17 protein-coding genes are annotated in these 20612 nt (G+C 37.0%); 12 read left to right on the top strand and 5 right to left on the bottom strand.

Translation table 11 applies throughout. The features are described 5' to 3' along the window. Positions 1–24 precede the first annotated feature (24 nt). A complete protein-coding gene (locus AC59HC_RS17455; RefSeq protein ID WP_343641105.1) occupies positions 25–1362 on the top strand; it encodes a dihydroorotase in 1338 nt (445 codons plus the stop codon). A gap of 187 nt (positions 1363–1549) precedes the next feature. Further along, positions 1550–2608: a hypothetical protein gene (locus AC59HC_RS17450; RefSeq protein WP_202840437.1), complete on the top strand. Its 1059-nt coding sequence runs from the start codon at positions 1550–1552 to the stop codon at positions 2606–2608. Between the two features lie 116 nt (positions 2609–2724). Here AC59HC_RS17450 and AC59HC_RS17445 read toward each other — a convergent pair whose 3' ends face one another. From AC59HC_RS17445 to AC59HC_RS17435, 3 genes are all read right to left on the bottom strand, one after another. Further along, complete coding sequence (locus tag AC59HC_RS17445; RefSeq protein WP_496559060.1) at positions 2725–5022, bottom strand: GH92 family glycosyl hydrolase; 2298 nt, start codon at positions 5020–5022, stop codon at positions 2725–2727. Positions 5023–5098: 76 nt separating this feature from the next. Next, positions 5099–5782, bottom strand: a complete 684-nt coding sequence (locus tag AC59HC_RS17440; RefSeq protein ID WP_202840439.1) for a response regulator transcription factor — start codon at positions 5780–5782, stop codon at positions 5099–5101. 12 nt (positions 5783–5794) lie between these two features. Continuing rightward, entirely contained in the window at positions 5795–7048 is a 1254-nt protein-coding gene (locus AC59HC_RS17435; protein ID WP_496559059.1) for a sensor histidine kinase, read from the bottom strand. 158 nt (positions 7049–7206) lie between these two features. Between AC59HC_RS17435 and AC59HC_RS17430 the strand changes: the two genes are divergently transcribed. From AC59HC_RS17430 to AC59HC_RS17390, 9 genes are all read left to right on the top strand, one after another. Beyond that, positions 7207–7617, top strand: a complete 411-nt coding sequence (locus tag AC59HC_RS17430) for a DUF1573 domain-containing protein (protein ID WP_202840441.1) — start codon at positions 7207–7209, stop codon at positions 7615–7617. 379 nt (positions 7618–7996) lie between these two features. Further along, entirely contained in the window at positions 7997–8878 is an 882-nt protein-coding gene (locus AC59HC_RS17425) for an SDR family oxidoreductase (RefSeq protein ID WP_343641114.1), read from the top strand. A gap of 84 nt (positions 8879–8962) precedes the next feature. Next, on the top strand, positions 8963–10903 hold the full coding sequence (locus tag AC59HC_RS17420) for a M1 family metallopeptidase (protein WP_496559058.1): 1941 nt from the start codon (positions 8963–8965) through the stop codon (positions 10901–10903). Positions 10904–11421: 518 nt separating this feature from the next. Further along, complete coding sequence (locus tag AC59HC_RS17415; RefSeq protein ID WP_496559057.1) at positions 11422–12309, top strand: DUF2589 domain-containing protein; 888 nt, start codon at positions 11422–11424, stop codon at positions 12307–12309. Positions 12310–12324: 15 nt separating this feature from the next. Continuing rightward, a complete protein-coding gene (locus AC59HC_RS17410; protein WP_202840446.1) occupies positions 12325–13020 on the top strand; it encodes a hypothetical protein in 696 nt (231 codons plus the stop codon). After that, a complete protein-coding gene (locus AC59HC_RS17405; protein WP_202840447.1) occupies positions 13020–13598 on the top strand; it encodes a hypothetical protein in 579 nt (192 codons plus the stop codon). Before AC59HC_RS17410 ends, AC59HC_RS17405 begins: the two co-directional genes overlap by 1 nt. Before the next feature lie 11 nt (positions 13599–13609). Then, positions 13610–14872: a S8 family peptidase gene (locus AC59HC_RS17400; protein WP_202840448.1), complete on the top strand. Its 1263-nt coding sequence runs from the start codon at positions 13610–13612 to the stop codon at positions 14870–14872. Next, on the top strand, positions 14869–15072 hold the full coding sequence (locus AC59HC_RS17395; protein ID WP_202840449.1) for a hypothetical protein: 204 nt from the start codon (positions 14869–14871) through the stop codon (positions 15070–15072). Before AC59HC_RS17400 ends, AC59HC_RS17395 begins: the two co-directional genes overlap by 4 nt. Before the next feature lie 66 nt (positions 15073–15138). Then, positions 15139–15966, top strand: a complete 828-nt coding sequence (locus AC59HC_RS17390) for an endonuclease/exonuclease/phosphatase family protein (RefSeq protein ID WP_202840451.1) — start codon at positions 15139–15141, stop codon at positions 15964–15966. 3 nt (positions 15967–15969) lie between these two features. On the opposite strand, the gene AC59HC_RS17385 is transcribed toward AC59HC_RS17390, so the two are convergent. Together AC59HC_RS17385 and AC59HC_RS17380 are read right to left on the bottom strand one after the other, a co-directional pair. Further along, positions 15970–16656, bottom strand: coding sequence for a response regulator transcription factor (locus AC59HC_RS17385; protein WP_202840453.1), 687 nt, complete (start codon positions 16654–16656; stop codon positions 15970–15972). Then, the gene (locus AC59HC_RS17380; RefSeq protein WP_343641127.1) at positions 16646–17968 is read right to left on the bottom strand and encodes a sensor histidine kinase; all 1323 of its coding nucleotides are present in this window, start codon (positions 17966–17968) and stop codon (positions 16646–16648) included. The genes AC59HC_RS17385 and AC59HC_RS17380 overlap by 11 nt, the downstream gene beginning before the upstream one ends. Before the next feature lie 245 nt (positions 17969–18213). On the opposite strand from AC59HC_RS17380, the gene AC59HC_RS17375 reads away from it, so the two are divergent. Beyond that, entirely contained in the window at positions 18214–20583 is a 2370-nt protein-coding gene (locus tag AC59HC_RS17375; protein ID WP_496559056.1) for an outer membrane beta-barrel protein, read from the top strand. The last annotated feature ends 29 nt before the right edge of the window (positions 20584–20612 follow it).

Here is a 20612-nt window from a genome sequence, read left to right as displayed (position 1 = left end):
AATTTTACGGCGAAATAAATTGAAATGAAAGTTCTTATAAAAAATGTAAATATCGTCAACGAAGGAAAAGTCTTTGAAAGCGATATCCTGATAGAAAATGATTTAATCTCTAAAATAGCTGCCGGCATTTCTGAAGACGCGGATCAGATTATTGATGGTTCAGGTAAATATCTTCTTCCCGGGGTAATAGATGATCAGGTGCATTTCCGTGAGCCTGGACTTACTCATAAAGGCGATATTGAGAGCGAGTCAAGAGCAGCCATTGCCGGAGGGATCACCAGTTTTATTGATCAGCCGAATACTGTTCCAAACGCTGTTACCCAGGAGCTATTGGCAGACAAGTATGAGATTGCTTCCCAAAAAGCATATGCCAACTATGGTTTTATGATGGGAGGAACGAATGATAATCTGGAGGAAGTTTTGAAAACGAACCCTAGGAATGTTCCGGGAATCAAGTTATTTTTAGGATCATCTACAGGAAATATGCTGGTTGATAATCCTGAAACTCTGGAAAACATTTTCAGTAATACCAAAATGCTGATTGCTGTGCACTGTGAAGATGAAGCTACCATCAGAGCCAATACTCAGAAATATATGGATGAATATGGAGATGATATTCCTGTAAAATTCCACCACCTGATCAGAAGTGAAGAGGCATGTTATAAATCTTCATCCAAGGCGATAGAGCTTGCGAAAAAAACAGGGGCGAGACTTCACGTTTTCCACCTTTCAACAGCAAAGGAAATGGAACTTTTCCGAAATGATATTCCTCTAAAAGACAAAAAAATCACTGCTGAGGTATGTGTTCATCATCTTACATTTACCAATGAGGATTATGAAACAAGAGGAGGCCTCATCAAATGGAATCCTGCTGTAAAAACCCAAAAAGATAAAGATGCCCTTTGGGAAGCATTACTGGACGACAGAATAGATGTGATTGCTACAGACCACGCTCCGCATACGGCAGAAGAGAAGAATAATGTATATACAAAATGTCCGTCTGGTGCACCTTTGGTACAGCATTCATTGATTGTAATGCTTGAAAACTATAAAAACGGTAAAATATCCCTTGAGAAAATCGTTGAAAAGATGGCTCATAATCCTGCGATTCTTTTCAAAGTTGAAAAAAGAGGTTTTGTAAGAGAAGGATATAAAGCAGATCTTGTTTTGGTAGATTTAAATCAGGATTGGACGGTTTCCAAAGACAATCTACTCTACAAGTGTGGCTGGAGCCCACTGGAAGGGATGAATTTTCACTCTAAGGTTACCCATACTTTTGTCAATGGTCATTTGGTGTATAACAATGGTACAATTGCAGAAGAGAAATTTGGAGAGAGACTACTTTTTGAACCTAGAGATTAATCTGAGATTATTATAATTCAATAGGAGCGGGCTTTAGCCCGCTCACTTTATATTTAACCTTCCATTGGCTTCAGCCAAAACTAAGCTGGAAGATTATTAAAGATTGGCGAATGATTAGCTAGACACTCTTTTAAGTTTCAAGATATTTTAAATTTATGTAGCTTCGCGCAAAAAATAATTAATACCTATGTACAAACTCTTTTTATTGTTATTTCTATCAATTTCTTTGCAATTTAGTTCACAAATAAATACAGGGTTACTTTCAAATTCGTCATGGACAAGTGTAAAATCCAGCATGTTAGATGGAAGCAGGGATTTATTTCAAAAACCATCCAGTTTTTTACTATGGAAAATTAATGGGAATAACCTTTGTGAATATATTGATCCTTGGTATTCGGAGAGGAAAAGTTGTGTGAATGTTAAGATCGAAAAAAATGTAATAAGGATAGCTGATAAGCCAATTTATGAAATTGAAAAGTTGACATCCGATTCATTAATTGTTATAGAAAAACCAGAAGGTGTTACTTTTCCTGATAAAATAAGAAAGAGATGGTTTGTAAAAACCTCTGAGGTTTTGAAAGATTTTACGGATAAAGCAACTGGCGATTCGATTGTAATTACTTCCCGAAACGCAATGCCATCATTAAAAAGAGGAATAAATTTTGAACTTCTTGAAAGTTATTCTAAAAAGAAATATACTCTGAATTTTGAGACAGTAGGAGAAATCAGAATTTTTCCTAAAAAACAAAAAGTTGAAGTAACAGTGGACTCTAAAAAGCAGACTAAAGATAATCAGACAGCTATTGAATTTTTCAAAACAGCGCTGGAAAAAGATTATAAAGTATGGGATCTGACAGGTTTTGAGAGCTTTGAAAAAATTATTATTCCGTACTACCTCAACGTTAAATTAGAAGATGGTGATGCCGGTAGTATTGCTTTTTTTGGCAAAGTTTCTTTTGAAAAAGATGAAAAAACTGTAGTGAGAATAAAAGATAAGTTTGTGTCTGTAGAAAATTTTAATAAGGGTTTAAAAGCCATTAACAGTCAAAAATTTGATAACGCAGTTTACTTCTTCAATAAGGCTCATGAAGACGATAATACAAATACAGAAGCATTGTACAACATTGCTTCAATTGCAACAGCACAAAACAAAACAGATGTTGCTTGCACAGCATTAAAAAGATTGAAGGATCTGGAGCAAACAGAAGGAACTAAATTATACAACGAAAAATGTTCAGGAAAATAATCAATAGGAGCGGGCTTTAGCCCGCTCACTTTATATTTAACCTTCCATTGGCTTTAGAGCCAAAACTTATTTAATTAAAAGACTGTGAATGTTCAAATTCCAGCTCATTCGCCTTTTTACTTTTTCGCCTTATTTCCCATATAAAATGTCAACTTCCCACTGTTCATGATCTCAGAATGCTTCAATGTAAAGTTTTTGATCTCTTTTCCATTCAAAAGAACTTTCTGAACATACACATTTTCCGGACTTTGGTTGATTGCTTCAATTTCAAAAGTTTTTCCGTTTTCCAGATTCAGTACAGCGTGATCAATCGCCGGGCTTCCGATAGAATAGTTCTCTGATCCAGGAGCTACAGGATAGAAACCTAATGAACTCAGAATATACCATGCACTCATTTGTCCGGTATCATCATTTCCGCCCAATCCGTCCGGTGTTGCTTTATACTGCATTTCCAGAATACGGCGGATCTGTGCCTGTGCTTTCCACGGCTGTCCTGCCCAGTTATAAAAATACGCAACATGGTGAGCCGGTTCATTTCCGTGAACATATCCACCAATAATTCCTTCACGGGTAATATCTTCAGTGTCTGCAAAGAATTCATCAGGTAAATGCATGGTGAACAGCTCATCCAGTTTGGATGCAAATTTTTTCTTTCCGCCCATCATCGTGATCAGTTCATCGGGATTTTGCGGGACAAAGAAACTGTAGTTCCATGAATTCCCTTCAATAAAGCCCTGTCCATGGGTACTTAATACATCAAAATCTTTCTTAAAACTTCCATCTGCCAGACGTGGGCGCATAAAACCGATAGTTTTGTCAAAATTATTTTTCCAGTTTTCAGACCGTCTAATAAACTGATTGTAAATATCTGTTTTGTTTAAATGCTTTGCCAGCTGGGCAATCGCCCAGTCATCATAGGCATATTCCAAGGTATTGGAAACTGAAGTTCCGTTTTTCTCAGCCGGAATATATCCAAGATCAATATATTGTCCTATGCCTTCGTAATCTCTTTTATTTGCTGTTTCTATACATGCTTTCAAAGCTTCTTCAGGATCACCCGTATAATTTCCTTTAATAATAGCATCAGCAACAACACTTACACTGTGGTATCCGCTCATACACCAGTTGTCATTAGCATAATGTGACCAGATGGGCAGCATTTTCATTGAAAACTGACTATAATGAGCCATCATAGATTTTACCATGTCACCATTCCGTTTAGGCTGAATGATATTAAAGAAAGGATGAAGCGTGCGGTAAGTATCCCACAGAGAGAAGGTTGTATAATGGGTAAAGCCATCTGCTTTATGAACATTCTGATCCAGTCCTTTATATTCTCCATTGACGTCCATATAAGTGGTGGGATTGATAAAGGTGTGGTACATTGCTGTATAGAAGTTAGTCTTTTCCGTATCAGAACCTTTGATGACAATTTTATTTAATTCCTTGTTCCAGTTGTCTTGGGCTATAGCTTTAACCTGATCAAAAGTCATATTCCCGGCTTCTTTTTCCAGATTTTCCAGAGCATTGGTCTGGCTTACCGGAGAAATGGCCAATTTTACTTCAATCGCTTCATTTTCATTGGTATCAAAATCAAAATACATTTTCAGGTTCTTTCCTGCAATCTCCGGGAAGTTTTTATTTTGGTCGAATTTTCTCCAGAATCCTTTGTAAACCTGCTTTTCATCATAGTTTTGCTGACCGTAAGATTTAAAAGGTTTTGAAAACTTCATGGCGAAATAAACCGTTCTGGTTCTTGCCCAGCCGTTGGTCTGCCGATAACCTGTGATGGTATTTCCGTTTTCTACACGAACGTATGTCCATACATTTTTTCCGTCATAATTGTAAATGCCAGCCATCAGATCCAGAATAATGTGAGCCTGGTCAGATTTTGGGAAAGTATAACGGTGAATTCCCACTCTTGGAGTTGCTGTCAGCTCTGCCAGAATATTGTGGTCATCCAGTTTTACGTTATAATATCCGGCTTCTGCTGTTTCGTTCTGGTGTGAAAATCTGCTTCTGTAGCCTTTTTCAGGGTTAGCTGCTGTTCCGGGATTCAACTGAAGTTTTCCAACAGTAGGCATTACCAGAAAATCTCCCAGATCAGAATGTCCTGTACCGCTGAAATGGGTAGAGCTGAATCCCACTATGGTTTTATCTTCATAACGGTAGCCGGCGCAGTATTTATAAACCTCACCATTGTATTTTCCATTGAGTTCATAGGAAATGGTGTCTGTTTCAGGGCTTAGCTGTACGGCACCAAAAGGAACGGTGGCTCCCGGATAAGTATGTCCCATCTTTTCAGTTCCGATCAGAGGATTGACATATTGTATTAATTTTTCAAATTTTTGGGCATGAAAGTTTGCACTTAAAAATGCTAGAGAAAGAAAAACAATAGACTTGCGATTTTTCATTAATGACAATTTTTCAAAGTTTAAAATTAATTAAAATCATCATTTTCTGTTGTGTTTTAAATTAGTTGAGGGCTATTTACTCTTTTTCAGAAAAACGGAAACCTATTCCGTGCAGGTTTTCTATTACTATGTTCTGTTCTTCAGCCAGTACCTTCCTCAGCCGGGAAATGAAAACATCGAGGCTCCGTCCCATGAAATAATCATCATCACCCCAGATGGCCTTTAGAATGTCCTGCCTTTTAACCACCAGATTTTTATGGCGGATAAAATATAAAAGAAGATCAGATTCTCTTTGGGTAAGGGTAATATTGTTTTCCGCACCTTTCAGGGTGTAATTTTTTGGATCAAAATCATATTTGCCCACTTTATATTGTAGAGGGGAAGTATCCGATTTCTTAGTGCGTTTCAGAAAAACTTCAATTTTCAACATCAGTTCTTCAATACTGAACGGTTTTACCAGATAATCATCAGCTCCAATTTTAAGCCCTTTAATTCTATCTTCTTTTAAAGCTTTTGCAGAGATAAAAATAATCGGAACCTCAGCATTTTTACTGCGGATTCGCTGTGCCACCTCAAATCCGTTCATGCCAGGCATCATAATATCCAGAAGGCAGATATCAAAATCCTGGCTGTTAAATGCTTCCAACGCAGATTCTCCATCAGAATAACAGCTGATATCATAATAACTTTCCAGACTGTCTTCCACCAGAAAAGCTATTGTTTTATCATCTTCGGCATATAAAATTTTAGATTTCTCCATACTTACACATGATTAATTTGAAAACGGAAAGAAGAGCGTTGTAGTAATTCCTTTGTCTTCATTATTCTCTACAGAAATTTTCCAATGATGCTGCTGAACTACTTTTTTTACATAAAATAATCCCAGTCCGAAACCATTTACTTCTTCACTTCTTTTGGTATGTACCCGATAAAATTTTTCAAAAATATGAGGAATATTTTTAGCAGGAATTCCCATTCCGTTGTCTTTAAACTTTAAATATAAGCCTTTTGAATCTTTATAAGCTGAAATTTTAATCACAGGCTTTGTTTCACAATACTTGATGGAATTATCCAGCAGGTTGTAAATGATATTCGTAAAGTGAAATTCATCTGCCATTACCGAAGTACTGTTTTCAATATCAATCTCAATGCTGAGGTCCTTGTTTTTATGCTGTACATTGTCTGCAATCTCCTGAATAAAAGGGAGTAGCAGAATCTTTTGAGGCTTTAATGACAGTACTGTCGCATCATTTTTAGCAATATTCAATATTTTCTCAATGTGGCTATTGAGCTTGTGGCTTTGATTGATGATAATAGAGGTATAGGTCTGCAGTTTAGAATTTTCCTGTACCATTTCCTGTTTATTAAGCGCTTCTGATGCTAACAGGATGGAGGATAAAGGTGTTTTAAACTCATGAGTCATATTATTGATAAAATCACGCTGCAGCTCCGAGAACTTCTTCTGCTGAATGATCGTGTAGATAGAATATACATACACCAGAAGGATGATGATAAGGGCAAATGTAAGGAGATACCAGAACCGTAATGAACTGATCAGGTAAGTAGTTTTGTCCGGGAAGCGTATGGAAAAGTAATAGATCAGATTTTTATGCTTCGGAAAATTGATTACCTTGCTGCCGGGACTTTCCTGATGAGAGGTCATGTATTTTCCATAGATCATTTTATCGCTGTGGCAATTGTATAATGCATACACATAATCTGTGTTGATCTGGAAGCGGGTAAACTCTGTTTTCAGATAATATTCAAGCACAACAGGGTGAAATTCATTGTTGATATTCACCACATAATAATCATTGGCAATATTCTGTACCGGATTTTCGGTATAGGATGTCTTTCCTCCTGAGAGTTTTTCTGCGACTTCCATTAAGGCAATATTGACCTTTTGGTTAAACTTTTTATCTTCAAGATTATAAGCCTGTATCGTCCACATCAATTGTGCTATTAAAATTCCGATAATAGCGACGAATCCCAGCGTGATAATAATATTGAGTCTTTTTATTTTCATTTCCTGAAACAATATTATCCAAAAATATCTATTTATCTTTTACTATTAACAACTCATTAACAAATGTTAGACAGCGGTTAACAAGCCATAATCATTGTCTGCTTTACATTTGTCATATAGAAGAACATAGTCAGTTTCAAATATTAAAATATATACTCATGAAAAAATTAAAAATTACAGCTCTTTTAGCCGTGTTGGCGTTCTCTCCGTTTTATGCGAATGTATTGACAACAGATGCTCCATCTATCGTAAAAATGGTTGCTGATGCTATTAAATGGAAATCAGAATCTATCGATGTAGGAAATATTCCTCAGGGTAAACCAAAATTGATCAGATTTGAATTTACAAACACAAGTTCAAAACCAATCATTATTCAGAATGTAGCTCCTTCATGCGGATGTACAACTGCTGATTACACAAAAACTCCTATCCAGCCAGGAAAAAAAGGATTTGTGGAAGCCAGCTATAACGCAGCAACAGTAGGGCCTTTTATGAAGACAGTAAATGTTACTACCAGCGACAGCAAAACTCCTAAAACACTTTCTTTCAAAGGAGTGGTAGCTTCTTAATATATCGTTTTAACAAATAGAAATAGCCTGGTAATTGTTATCAGGCTATTTTCTTTTTCGAATAGTTTATTTATAAAGACGCCTAATCTTTATGAAACCGCAAAAGGCACAAAAGCTTTCATTTTGTCCGCTTAGGTAAGTTTAAAATAATGCCGGAGAAAAGTTCAAATAAGATGAAAATCTTTGATGTACTTATTTACATAGAGCTTGGCTCTAAAAACTTAAGGATTTAAAACTTTTATGTCTTTTGGGGTTAAAAATCATGAATGTAAAAGTTGAGAGAGCTTCTATGTGAAGAATAATTATTTGTAGCATTATTTATCAACCTATTTTACAGGATTGCATTTCAATATTTATTATTTTTAAGAAAAAATATTTTATGAGTCTATATACACAACCTATGCTGCGCGAAGGTGCACTAAAAGATAAAGTAGCGATTGTTACAGGAGGCGGAAGCGGCCTTGGAAAAGCAATGACCAAATACTTTCTTGAACTGGGTGCCAAAGTAGTGATCACTTCCAGAAATCTGGAAAAATTACAGGGAACAGCTAAGGATCTGGAAGAGGAAACAGGAGGCAAGGTGCTTTGTGTAGCTTGTGATGTAAGAAACTGGGATGAGGTGGAAGCCATGAAAGAAGCAACTCTGAAAGAATTCGGAAAGATTGATATTTTGTTGAATAATGCAGCCGGAAACTTCATTTCTCCCACAGAAAAACTGACTCACTCTGCTTTTGACTCCATTCTCGATATTGTTTTAAAAGGAACGAAAAACTGTACCCTTTCCGTAGGAAAACACTGGATAGATTCTAAAACTCCCGGAACAGTACTGAATATCGTAACCACTTACGCATGGACAGGTTCAGCCTATGTTGTACCGTCTGCCTGTGCAAAAGCAGGAGTGCTGGCGATGACCAGATCATTAGCGGTTGAATGGGCAAAATACGGAATCCGTTTCAATGCTATTGCACCAGGACCTTTCCCTACGAAAGGAGCTTGGGACAGACTTCTTCCCGGGGATCTGCAGGAGAAATTTGATATGAAGAAAAAAGTTCCGTTGAGAAGAGTGGGAGAACATCAGGAGCTTGCCAACCTTGCGGCTTATCTGGTTTCCGATTATTCAGCGTATATGAATGGGGAAGTGGTAACTATTGATGGTGGAGAATGGCTTCAGGGAGCCGGAGAATTCAATATGCTTGAAGCAATTCCTAAAGAAATGTGGGATGCTTTGGAAGCAATGATTAAAGCCAAAAAATCGAATTAAATTAAACTTATATTAAAAAAACTCCCGGATGTGTAACAAATCCGGGAGTTTTTTTTACCTATACACTAAATAATACTTTTTCAAATGAATTTTAAACTTCCAACCCTTGTTTCGACGCTTGCAGTTGTCCTCTTTTCAGGATCTGCATATGCACAGCAAACTCCGAAATACGATTATGTAGAAGCATTTAAGCCGTTCTTTTATCCGCAGACAGGTACAGCTACCCGTTCTGCAAGCGGACAGCCGGGACATGCTTACTGGCAGAATTCAGCAGATTATCATTTGAACGTCAGCCTGAATGAAGATAAAAAAGAAATTACCGGTACAGCGCAGATTACCTATACCAACAACAGTCCTGATAAATTAGGCTTTCTCTGGCTGCAGCTGGATCAGAATTTGTTTGCAAAAGATTCCAGAGGAAATGGGGTAGTGCCGCTATCCGGGAGCAGAAACGGAGCTCATGGTGAAGAATTTAACGGTGGATATACCATTAAATCAGTCAAACTGGATGGTAAGAAAGATGTAAAATACACCATTACCGATACAAGAATGCAGATTGATCTTCCCAAAGAGCTGAAAGCCAATGGAGGTGTGGCAAAGATAGAAATAGAATATTCTTTTATTTCTCCTGAGTATGGTTCAGACAGAATGGGAGTTCAGGATACTAAAAACGGTAAAATATTTACCATCGCACAGTGGTATCCGAGAATGTGCGTATATGATGATGTGATGGGCTGGAATACACTTCCTTACCTTGGAGCTTCAGAGTTTTATTTAGAATATGGAAATATTACAGCCAATATTACTGTTCCTGCCAGTCATTATGTCGTAGCATCCGGAGAACTTCTGAATGAGAAAGAAGTGTACAGCAAAGAAGAAATCAACAGATGGAATGAGGCGAGAAACAGTGATAAAACAGTAATGATCCGCCCTGAGTCTGAAATCGGTAAAAATAAAACTTCAGGAACAAAAACCTGGAAATTTAAAATTAATCAGACAAGAGATTTTGCATGGGCATCATCTGCCGGATTTATTTTAGATGCTGCAAAAATAAATTTACCCAGTGGAAAGAAATCTTTGGCTATTTCAGCTTATCCTGCGGAGAGTGCTAGTGATAAAGCGTGGGGAAGATCTACAGAGTATACTAAAGCAGCTATAGAACATTATTCAAAAAAATGGTATGAATATACGTATCCGGCTGCCACCAATGTAGCTGGAAATGAAGGTGGAATGGAATATCCGGGAATTGTTTTCTGCCATATGGATTCCAAAGGAGAAGATCTTTGGGGGGTTACAGACCATGAGTTCGGACACAACTGGTTTCCTATGATCGTTGGATCTAATGAAAGACTGTTTGCATGGATGGATGAAGGGTTCAATACATTCATTAACGGGCTTTCAACGGAAGCTTTCAATAAAGGAGAATATTACCGTAAACCGAATCTAGCAAGATCAGGAACGTATCTGCTAACCGACAGCCTGGAGCCTGTAATGGTAGGTCCGGATAATATGAAAGAAAGAAGTATCGGAGCATTGGCTTACTATAAGCCGGGAACAGGATTGGAAGTTTTAAGAGAAACAATTTTGGGTCCTGAAAAATTTGACAAAGCATTCAGAACCTATATTGACCGTTGGGCATTCAAACATCCGACGCCATGGGATTTCTTCCATACGATGGAAAACGTTTCCGGAGAAGAACTGAACTGGTTCTGGAGAGGATGGTTCTTTAATAAATGGAAAATTGATCAGGCGGTTAAGAACGTACAATATGTAAACGGAAACTTTAAAAACGGCGTTCAGATTACGGTTGAAAATATTGGCCAGCTGCCAATGCCTACAACCGTACAAATCAAATTCAAAGACGGAACAACACAGACGGTAAAAATTCCTGTTGAAGTTTGGAAAAGAAATACTGAATGGACATTCAAGGTAGAATCCAGCAAGGAAATTGATGAGGTGAAACTGGATCCGGATTCTGTTGTTCCGGATGTCAATCTGGAAAATAACAGCAAAAAACCGGCATAGAAAGGTTGAATCTATTTAAATTGGCGACTATATACAATTTTACGCCATTGTCATTCTGACGAAGTAAGAATCTCATGTAAAACCTGGATTCTTCATTTCACTGCGTACATTCAGAATGACAGAGTCATAATAATAAGTAAGATAGCAGATTAATGTAAAATTGTATATGATTGCTTTTAAAATTAACGCAAAGGTTTACTGTCTCATGTTGATTCTTAAGGGAGCAAAGATGGAATCAATGGAATTGATTCTTTCTAAGCGTAAGCATATCCATGCAGCTTCATCAGCAACTTTGTTGCTTTCTCAGTTTCCTTAAAAATAATAATAGTTAATATGATCTTTGCGTCTATAAAATAAATATTTGCTACATATATTACAAAAGCCTGAACTTATACCGTAAGTTCAGGCTTTTTATTTTTTTAGGGTGTTTTTCCTGAACAAGTAGAGGTGTTCTCCTGAAATGTTTTGAAGCCCGGTGATCTAATTTTGTCCCACAATATTAATCAAAAACAAAAAACATGGAAACATTAAAATCAGTGCTTGAAGCAAGTCACGCCAAAAAAACAAAAAATGAGTTAATCGACCTTTTATCGGGAGTAGAAAAAGTACTGACTCCGGCAGTCTATGAAAAAGTGTCAGGAATTGAAACCTCAGAACTGAGTTCATTGACGAATAAGGAATTATTAGCAATTGTAGACGAGTTCAAAAAGAATTATGATGAAAAGTGGGAAAAATCTTTTTCCGGTGCCTCTTCTGAGATCATGAAACTGATTGCCGGTAGAATGTCTGCCGATGAAGAGATCTTCAGAACTTCAGATGCTGCCAATGCAGATTTTGCAGCAGAATTGGGAAGCATCGACTTTGCAACGATTATTGGCGGACCTTTGGATGCTTGTGTAAAAGCACAGTCCAATGCCTCAATTGCCACCGTTAATTTCATCAACGAAGTCGGGTTCGAACTTACAGATCCGGCCAATGCTGCCAGTCCTAAAAAACTGAGAATGGCAGAATTCAAATACAAAAAAAATATTCCGAACCCGGATTTTAAAGAAGATGAGCCGGTAAGTGCCACCAACCCTAAAATGATTCCGAACGACGTGGAAATTTCAGTGCCTTTTATTGCTTTGCTGAATGTTCCGAGCTTCAGAATTGAGACCTGTGAAGTAGACTTTAATGTGAAACTTAATTCTACATACACAAAAGACGTAAGTGATGAATTCGGGATCAATGCCGGAGTATCCGGTGGATGGGGACCTGTGAAATTCAAAGTGGATGTATCCTATAAGAGAACTTCCAGTACAGGAATCAAAGTGGAAAAAGAATATTCTCTTGGGGTAAAAGTGCGTGCAACCAATGACGAAATGCCTGCAGGGCTTGAAAAAGTGCTTGGACTTCTTTCACAATAAAAGATTTTACGAAAGATGATAAAACTATCAGATTACCTGGATTATCTCAACAACGAGATAATTCAGGCTCGTAAAAAAGCAGATGAGAATGCGGTTCTTATTGCCAAAGAATATGCCCGCCATGAATATCTTAAGTATTTCAAGGTTCCGCGCTATGCTCTGCCTAGTGTAAAGATGGACATTCCGATTAAAATTACGGATATCGATTCAGATCCCAAATATAATTTTAAACTGAATGAAGATCAGTTTGTGACAGAAATAAATGAAAGAATCCGTCTGGTGAATAGGGAGAAGAAATTTAATATTCCCGAAATCAGCAAAAGACAGCTTCAGACTGAAGAATTCAGAACCCTGTTCAGCAAGCTGGAAAAGAATGATCAGAAATTCGGGAAACTTCCTGCCAATGAAGTGCTCAAGCTGGATCTCAGAAATAAAATGCAGCTTTTAAATTCAGGGATCTTCAGACCGCAGGAAGGAACAGAAGAAGAAACCGATGAACTGAAAGAAATTTTTTCAAAAGTTCTGCTGAATAAATATACGCTGGTGAATGCAAAGTTGAACAGCATTTATATTGATCCCAATACAAGCGCAGCAGAAGATAAAGATAAACTATTCATCAATCTTCATGTGGAAATGGAGGAGGAAGGAATCAGGATTGTGTCTTACAAAGATAAAGACGGCAACGAAATAGAACAGATAACTTTTGAGTAATGCAGGAACTTATTCACTTTACGGTACAGAAAATCAAAGAACTGCTGGAACAGTTCAATGAAGTTCAGGCCTTATACCTGTCAAAATCATTTGACTTTGATGCCCGGTTCGATGCGTTTCTCAACGAGGTTCTGGAGTATTTCCGTACCAAAGGAAACACCAGTCATGAATCTGAAGTGCTGAAGGTAATGAATATGATTTCTACCGTTAAAAGAGGCTTTAATCCTATTAAAATGGAAAAAATAATGACGGGAAGAAGAGAAATGCTTGCAGGATTCTCATTTAACGGAATGGAAAGTATTTATGATATTCTGATGGAAATATATGCCAGGGAAAATAAAAAACTTGATGAGGCGGAAGAACTTATTTCAGGAATCATTGTCTCATTATATCAAAATGGTATTCTGGATGATGAAAAGCTGAAGGACATGAATTCCGTGCCTAAAATTGAACGTTTCTGGACTTCACTGGCTGAACAGAATACAGCGATATCAGGAATTAATAAAAAGCTCAGACTGACCATTATTCCGGAGGATATTTTTCTTATTCTCGAAAAGATATTTCTGAAGTTAATTTAAAAAAGATCATTATGGAAACCGGAAGATATATTGTTCTGCTGCAGAACCAGCAGAAAAATGCACTCAAAAAAATTGAGAAAGAGCTGGAAGTGAGTATCACCTCTTCAGAATTTCTATCGAAAGAAAATCGTTCCTATGAAATCATTGATCAGGACAATGGTGTACTTTACAAAAATCTTGGTGTTCTGGTGGTGGAAAATATGGATGAAGACCAATTGAAAAGTGCTGTGAAAGATGAATCCAATTCTATTGTATACTACGAAAAAGAAAGGGAATTTTTTCCTGCAGATGAATTGCAATTGATTAATGAGCTTAAAAAGCAGTCGGCCGGGCTTGCAGAAAAAATCTCAGAACTTGAAAAATATATTACCAGCAAACCTTTACCTCAAAAATCATTCATTGAAATGGAATGGGGATTAAAAGCGATCGGACTGGAAAATGCCAGCTATACAGGAAAAGGTATTGATGTATGCATTCTTGATACCGGACTTGAAATTTCCCATCCGGATTTTTCCGCCGAAGTGATTGAAGGGAAATCTTTCATAGATGGTGAGGACTGGAACAGAGATCCAAACGGACATGGTACCCACTGTGCAGGAGTGGCTGCAGGAAATACAAGAAGTGATAACGGAAGACGTTACGGAATAGCTAAGGATTGCAACCTGAAAATAGCAAAAGTACTCGCAGATAATGGAAGAGGAACTACCAGCAGTGTCATTGATGCGATAGACTGGGCCATTTCGAAGAAATTCAGAATATTGTCTCTTTCACTAGCTTCTCCTGTGAAGTTTGATGATCAGCCGTCTGTTCTTTTTGAAACCATTGGAGAAAGAGCACTGGAAAATAACTGCCTTATTATCGCAGCAGCAGGAAATGATAGCAACAGACCACAGATTCCACAACCTGTTTCAATGCCGGCCAATTCAAAATCGATCATGGCTGTTGGAGCTATTGACGGACAAATGAAGATCGCCAGATTTTCAAACGCAGGTCTTAATCCATCTACAGGCGGAAACATCAATGTCTGTGCTCCCGGAGTAGATATTATCAGTTCCTATCCTAAAAATGCGAAGAACAAAAATAACCTGTACTATACAATGAGTGGTACCAGTATGGCCGCACCGCATGTTTCAGGGCTTGCAGCGTTGTATATGGAACAGTTTCCCGATAAATCGGCAAAAGAGATCTGGGAACTGATTGAAAACAAAGCAAGACCTGTTGAAGGGATAAAATACAGAGATATTGGAAATGGTTTAATACAGGTATACCTATGATCACTTATCTCGCAGTTTTAAAGAAAGATATAAATTTTAAAAGGCTTGAAGCTCTTCTCAAAAGTAAAGGCATAAAACTGGCCTCTCACTATAAAACCTTGGGAATTGTAAAACTTGAAAGTCAGCTGCCGGTTTTGGAGTCCGAATTTCAGGAATATTTTATATCTGTAGAAGAAGAAAAAGATAATTTAACAATATAATCACATCAATAAAGCTTTTCTGTCGCAGAGAAGTTTTATTTTTGTCTCTTAATGATAAAATAACATATGAATTTCAGATTTTCAATGGTGTTTCTGATGTTTTTTGCATTGGGATTTTCACAGGACCTTACCGTAATGAGTTTTAATATCAGACTGAATGTAGAGTCAGATAAAGACAATGCCTGGCCAAAAAGAAAGCAGGATGTTGCCGATTTACTGACGTATTATCATCCTGATTATTTCGGGGTACAGGAAGCGCTTCCGGAACAGATGAAAGATATTAAATCAGGATTAAAAAACTATGATTATATAGGAGTAGGAAGAGATGACGGCAAAGAGAAAGGAGAGTTTTCTGCCATCTTTTATGACACAAACAGACTTGAAGCAGTAAAATCAGGAACATTCTGGTTATCTGAAACTCCGGAAAAACCGTCAAAAGGCTGGGATGCGGCACTGAACAGGATCTGTACTTACGCCATATTTAAAGATAAAAAATCGAAGAAAAAATTCCTGGCAATGAATCTTCATTTTGATCATGTAGGAAATGTGGCAAGAGTAAAATCTTCGGAACTGATTCTGAAAAAAATCAAAGAACTGAATCCAAAAAACCTTCCGGTAACGCTGAGCGGAGATTTTAACCTGACAGATGATTCAGAACCGATTAAAATTCTTTCCCAGAATATGAAAGATACTTTCTATCATTCAGAGACGAAGCATTACGGCCCTGTAGGAACTTTCACCGCTTTTGATGTCAATACAGTCCCGAAAGACCGAATCGATTATATTTTTACACAAGGCTTTAAGATCAGATCTCACAGACATATCAATGACAGAAGAGAAAATCTTTTGTATCCGTCAGACCATTTTCCGGTGATCGTGAATCTTTCCCTATAAAAATCAATTGGTTGGAAAATCAATTTCAAATCCAATTCCTCTCAGGGATTGGATTTTTATTTGGGGATCATGGATGAAATATTTACGAAGCCTGCTGATAAACACATCAAGACTTCTTCCGGTAAAATAATCATTGGTTTCCCAGAGATTATCAAGAATATTATCTCTGGTGATGATCGTCCGGTTGTGTTTCAGAAGGTACAGCAGTAATTCCTGTTCCCGTATGGTCAATCGGGTATTCCCGTCAGGATGTGACAACAGAAGTTTGGTAGTATCCAGTGAAAACTCTCCTATTTTTATTTGGCTTTCCGTAACGGCGGGAAGTGTTCTTTTCAGAATATTTTTAATTCGTAAAACAAGTTCTTCAGGGTCGCAAGGCTTGGAAATATAATCGTCGGCACCTATTTTCAATCCGGTCAATCGGTCTATTTTTTGATTTTTAGCCGTTAAAAATAATAAAGGGAAATTACTTCTTTCCTTAATGATCATTTTCGCCAGAGAAAAGCCATCAATATTGGGCATCATCACATCCAGAATTCCTATCTGAAAGGGAAAATCAGCCTGAAACAATGGTACGATATCTTCCGGATTCTGAAACCAGCTGACTTCAAAATCTTCCAGTTCAAGATATTGTTTAAGAATCATTCCGAAATCCGGATCGTCTTCTGCCAGAAGGATTTTAGTTTTCATAAGGAATTGATATTTTAAAAGTACTGCCTGTATGAAGCTGGCTGGAAACCTCTGTTTTACCACCATAACTGGTAATAATTTTTTTCACGAAATAAAGTCCCAGTCCCAGTCCTTTGCTATTGTGAATATTGTTATTCTGTATTCTGTAGAATTTTTCAAAAATAGTATTCAGTTCTTTAGCCTCCATGCCCTGGCCGTTGTCAGCAACTTCAATTTCCAATTGTTGAGAATTGTCGCGGATATGTATTGTAATAGCCGATGCTCCATATTTCACACTGTTTTCACAAAGGTTTTTAATGACTGTTTCCATCAGGTTTTTATCAAAAGGAAGTTTTTGTGAAACGGTGTTTTCGAGGTTAAAATCACAATTTGGGTAAGTAACGGAAAGATCATGAATAAAAAAGTTCCAGTTCTCAGGTTGTATAGCAGTCATTTCATCCGGAATTTCATCCTTATGAAGTTGAAGCATCAGACTTTCGAGCCTGGAAATCTGTCTGTCTATAAGAGGCAGCGTATCGGGATTCCATTCCTTTTTTAATGCTTTGGAAGCTATTTTTAAAGTGGCAATAGGCGTTTTAAATTCATGCGAAATGTTATCCACAATGCTGTGGAGAACTTCCACCTGCTTCTGCTGCTGAATAAGATTTCTGATCGTGAAAATATAAAGCAGAAGAACTCCCGAAAGAAGAATAATACAGCATATAATCAATAAAGTAAGCTCCTTGAAAACGATACTTTTTATATTTCTGATCTCAAAATCGGTCTGGGTTTTAACAAGAAAAGTATTCTTTTTTTCAATATGCCCCTTATCCGAATCATTTCTTTTGGTACTGGAGGTTTCCCAGCTTCCGATACTCGCAATACGCGGCTTTTTGATCTTGTCTTTTGTCTCAAAAATAACAATAGGTTCGGTAATTACTTTTGAACTGTCCGGAAGATGTACAATAGAAAGATATCTTATTCTAGCCGAAATTTCGTAACCGTCTTTCTGATAACGGCTGTCAATATAATGAATCAGTCTTTCTCTGGCAGATTTCCTGTTTTCTATGAAATAGCGGAGAAAATCTTTTTTGCTGATCTCCTTATTATGATACTGTATGATGATTTCCTGAAGAGAGTCATCATTCCTTTCTTTTACTTCCTGTATATCTTCAAGATCGTCTGTGTAATTGGTAAGCCCGTCATTCACGGATCTGTAGATGTCTCTCTCTTTTACCTGATAGGTTTTATACATAAAATAAACCTGAATTCCCAGTAAAAGCAGGAACAGAGCGGCAAAAACCGAAATCAGAATTTTACTTTTGGCTATCATTAAAACAAAGATAAAACTTTAGCCATGTTCCGGGAATGATTATTTTATTATTAACCTTCCGTTAACCATAGTTTTGAATCTTCAAAAACAGTTTCATTTCTTTATCAGAAGCTGGTAATTTTATGACAGAAAAGATATTAACCCATCATTAACCTTCTATTAACCGTTTTTTTTCCAGTCAATATAGAATTTTGTACCCATAGAACAGAACAATTGTTTTTGTTTGAACGGATAAAAAAATAACCATGTATAAAATTCTTTTTCTTCTGTGTTTTCCAGCTTTGATTCTTGCCCAGCAACAAAAAACTGAAGGTACAGTGATGAACACCGAAAATGAAAAACTTTCTTTCGTAAAGGTAGAAGTATATAACGCTCAGAATGCATTGATCAAAGAATTAAAAACGGATGAACACGGGAAGTTTGTACTCCAGGGTATAGAAAAACAGGATGTAAAGCTGATAGTTAAAAATCAGGGATATTCTTTATTTGAGAAAAAATTGGATTTAAAAGAGCCTGAACCTCTGAATATCGTTCTTAAAAAAGAATCTCAGGAAATAGAAGGAATAGTCATGACGAAACGTAAGCCTTTGGTGAAAAGAAAGGTAGACCGTCTGGAATTTAATGTGGAAAACAGTAATATTTCTTCGCTCAATGCCTGGGAAATCCTGAAAAATACACCAGGTGTTACTATCAGCAACAGTGTATTGAGTGTAAAGGGAAGTACCGGAATTCTGGTGACGATTAATGATAAAAAAGTAATGCTGACAGGGGATGAGCTTAAAAACCTTCTGGAGAATACACAGGGAGATGAAGTGAAATCTGTGGAAGTGATTACCAATCCACCTGCAAAATATGAAGCCTCAGGAAGCGCAGTACTGAATATCGTTCTGAAAAAGAATAAAATTGAAGGTTACCGTGGCATTCTCTCATCCAAATATGTACAGACACAATATGCGAAAGGCGTTTTCGGTCTTTCCCAATATTATAAAAAAGATAAACTTTCCATTATGGGGAGCTATTATAAAGGGCTGGGAACGTACTACCGGGAAGGAACAGATTATGTAAACTATCCGGAAAGCCAAACCCGATGGGTAAGTACAATGAACAGGAAGGATAAAAACAATAACCAGAATACCCTGAATTTTAATGTGGAATATGAACTGGACAGCCTGACCAATCTTAGCCTCAACTACTCAGGGTATTTTTCTCCAAAATCCTTCGGAACCTACAATGTTCCTACGCTGATCTTTAACCAGCAGGATAGGGTAGAATCTGATTATACTACCATCAATGATCATCGCTCACGTTCCATCAATAACTCTGTAAGTTTTCAGATAGACAGGAAAATCAATAAGAAAAGCAGCCTTTCCTGGATCAATTATTTTACCGGAAATAATGCCGATAAATATCAGAATGTAATCACCTATCTGAATTTTGCAGGGCAACCTCCCAAAGAAGATAATTTCCTTACCCGGAATAAAGCAGATGTTCAGCTATATTCTACCCAATTCGATTACCAATGGAAAGGGGATAAACTGGAACTAGAATCGGGGATTAAGTATAGTTTTGTAAAAACCAGCAGTCAACTTGATTTCTCTGATAACGAGAACGGAACAATACAATACAGACCGGAAAAAAGCAGTATTTTTGATTATAAAGAACACAATTTTGCCTTGTATTCTTCATTAACCTACAATATCGGGAAGTGGAATTTCAAGGGAGGTCTTCGTGCGGAAATGACAGATCTTGAAGGTGTGGTTTCAGAACCTTATGAACTGAATAAAAGTAATTATTGGAAATTCTTTCCCACTTTTTATGCACAGTACACGACAGAAAATAAACAGGAATTCGGGTTCTCCTATGGGAAAAGAATCAGCAGACCATCCTATTCATGGCTGAATCCTGCAAAATCTTACTACAATCTGTTTTCCTATTATCAGGGGGATCCCAAATTAAAAGCAACGATTACCCACAATCTCAATCTTACTTATTCATGGAAAGACTGGAATCTGGATTTGTACTATAGAAAAGAAATTTATCCGTCCATGGAAATTTCCTATCAGGAACCAAGTACTAACAGTTTGATCTATTATTTTACCAATATTGAAAAAGGAGAGGCTTTCGGATTAAGCTTTTATAAAAATTTCCTGGTAAAACCATGGTGGAATATCATCCTTTCTGAAAACCTTGAACACAATGAAAATTATTTCACAGGAGTTGATGGAATGCTGTATAAAAATAAAGTCTGGAACTGGGTTTCAAACATTTCAACAAGCTTTACGCTCGATAAAAACAGCGACTGGAAAATGGAAATGGGACACCGCTACTATTCTCCCGGAATACAGGGAACATTCAGGATATCTTCTCTATGGTCGGCTTATTTTGTAATGAACAGGAAATTCTTTAGTAAAAAACTGGAAGCCAGCCTTATTTTTAGCGATATTTTCAGATCTACAGAGCAGAAAGTCAGTACAAAATATGCAAATCAGGATAATTATTTTCTTGATTATACCGATACTCAGGGAGTAACATTTTCATTGAAACTCAACTTTGGAAATCAATCAGTTAAAAATGCCAAAACAATTAAAAAAACGGCCGAACAAGATAGATTGTAGAATATTTTAATATAAAAGTTAATCACGGT

Source organism: Chryseobacterium sp. DZ-32, from assembly GCF_059587025.1.
This window is presented reverse-complemented; position numbering and strand designations above follow the sequence as displayed.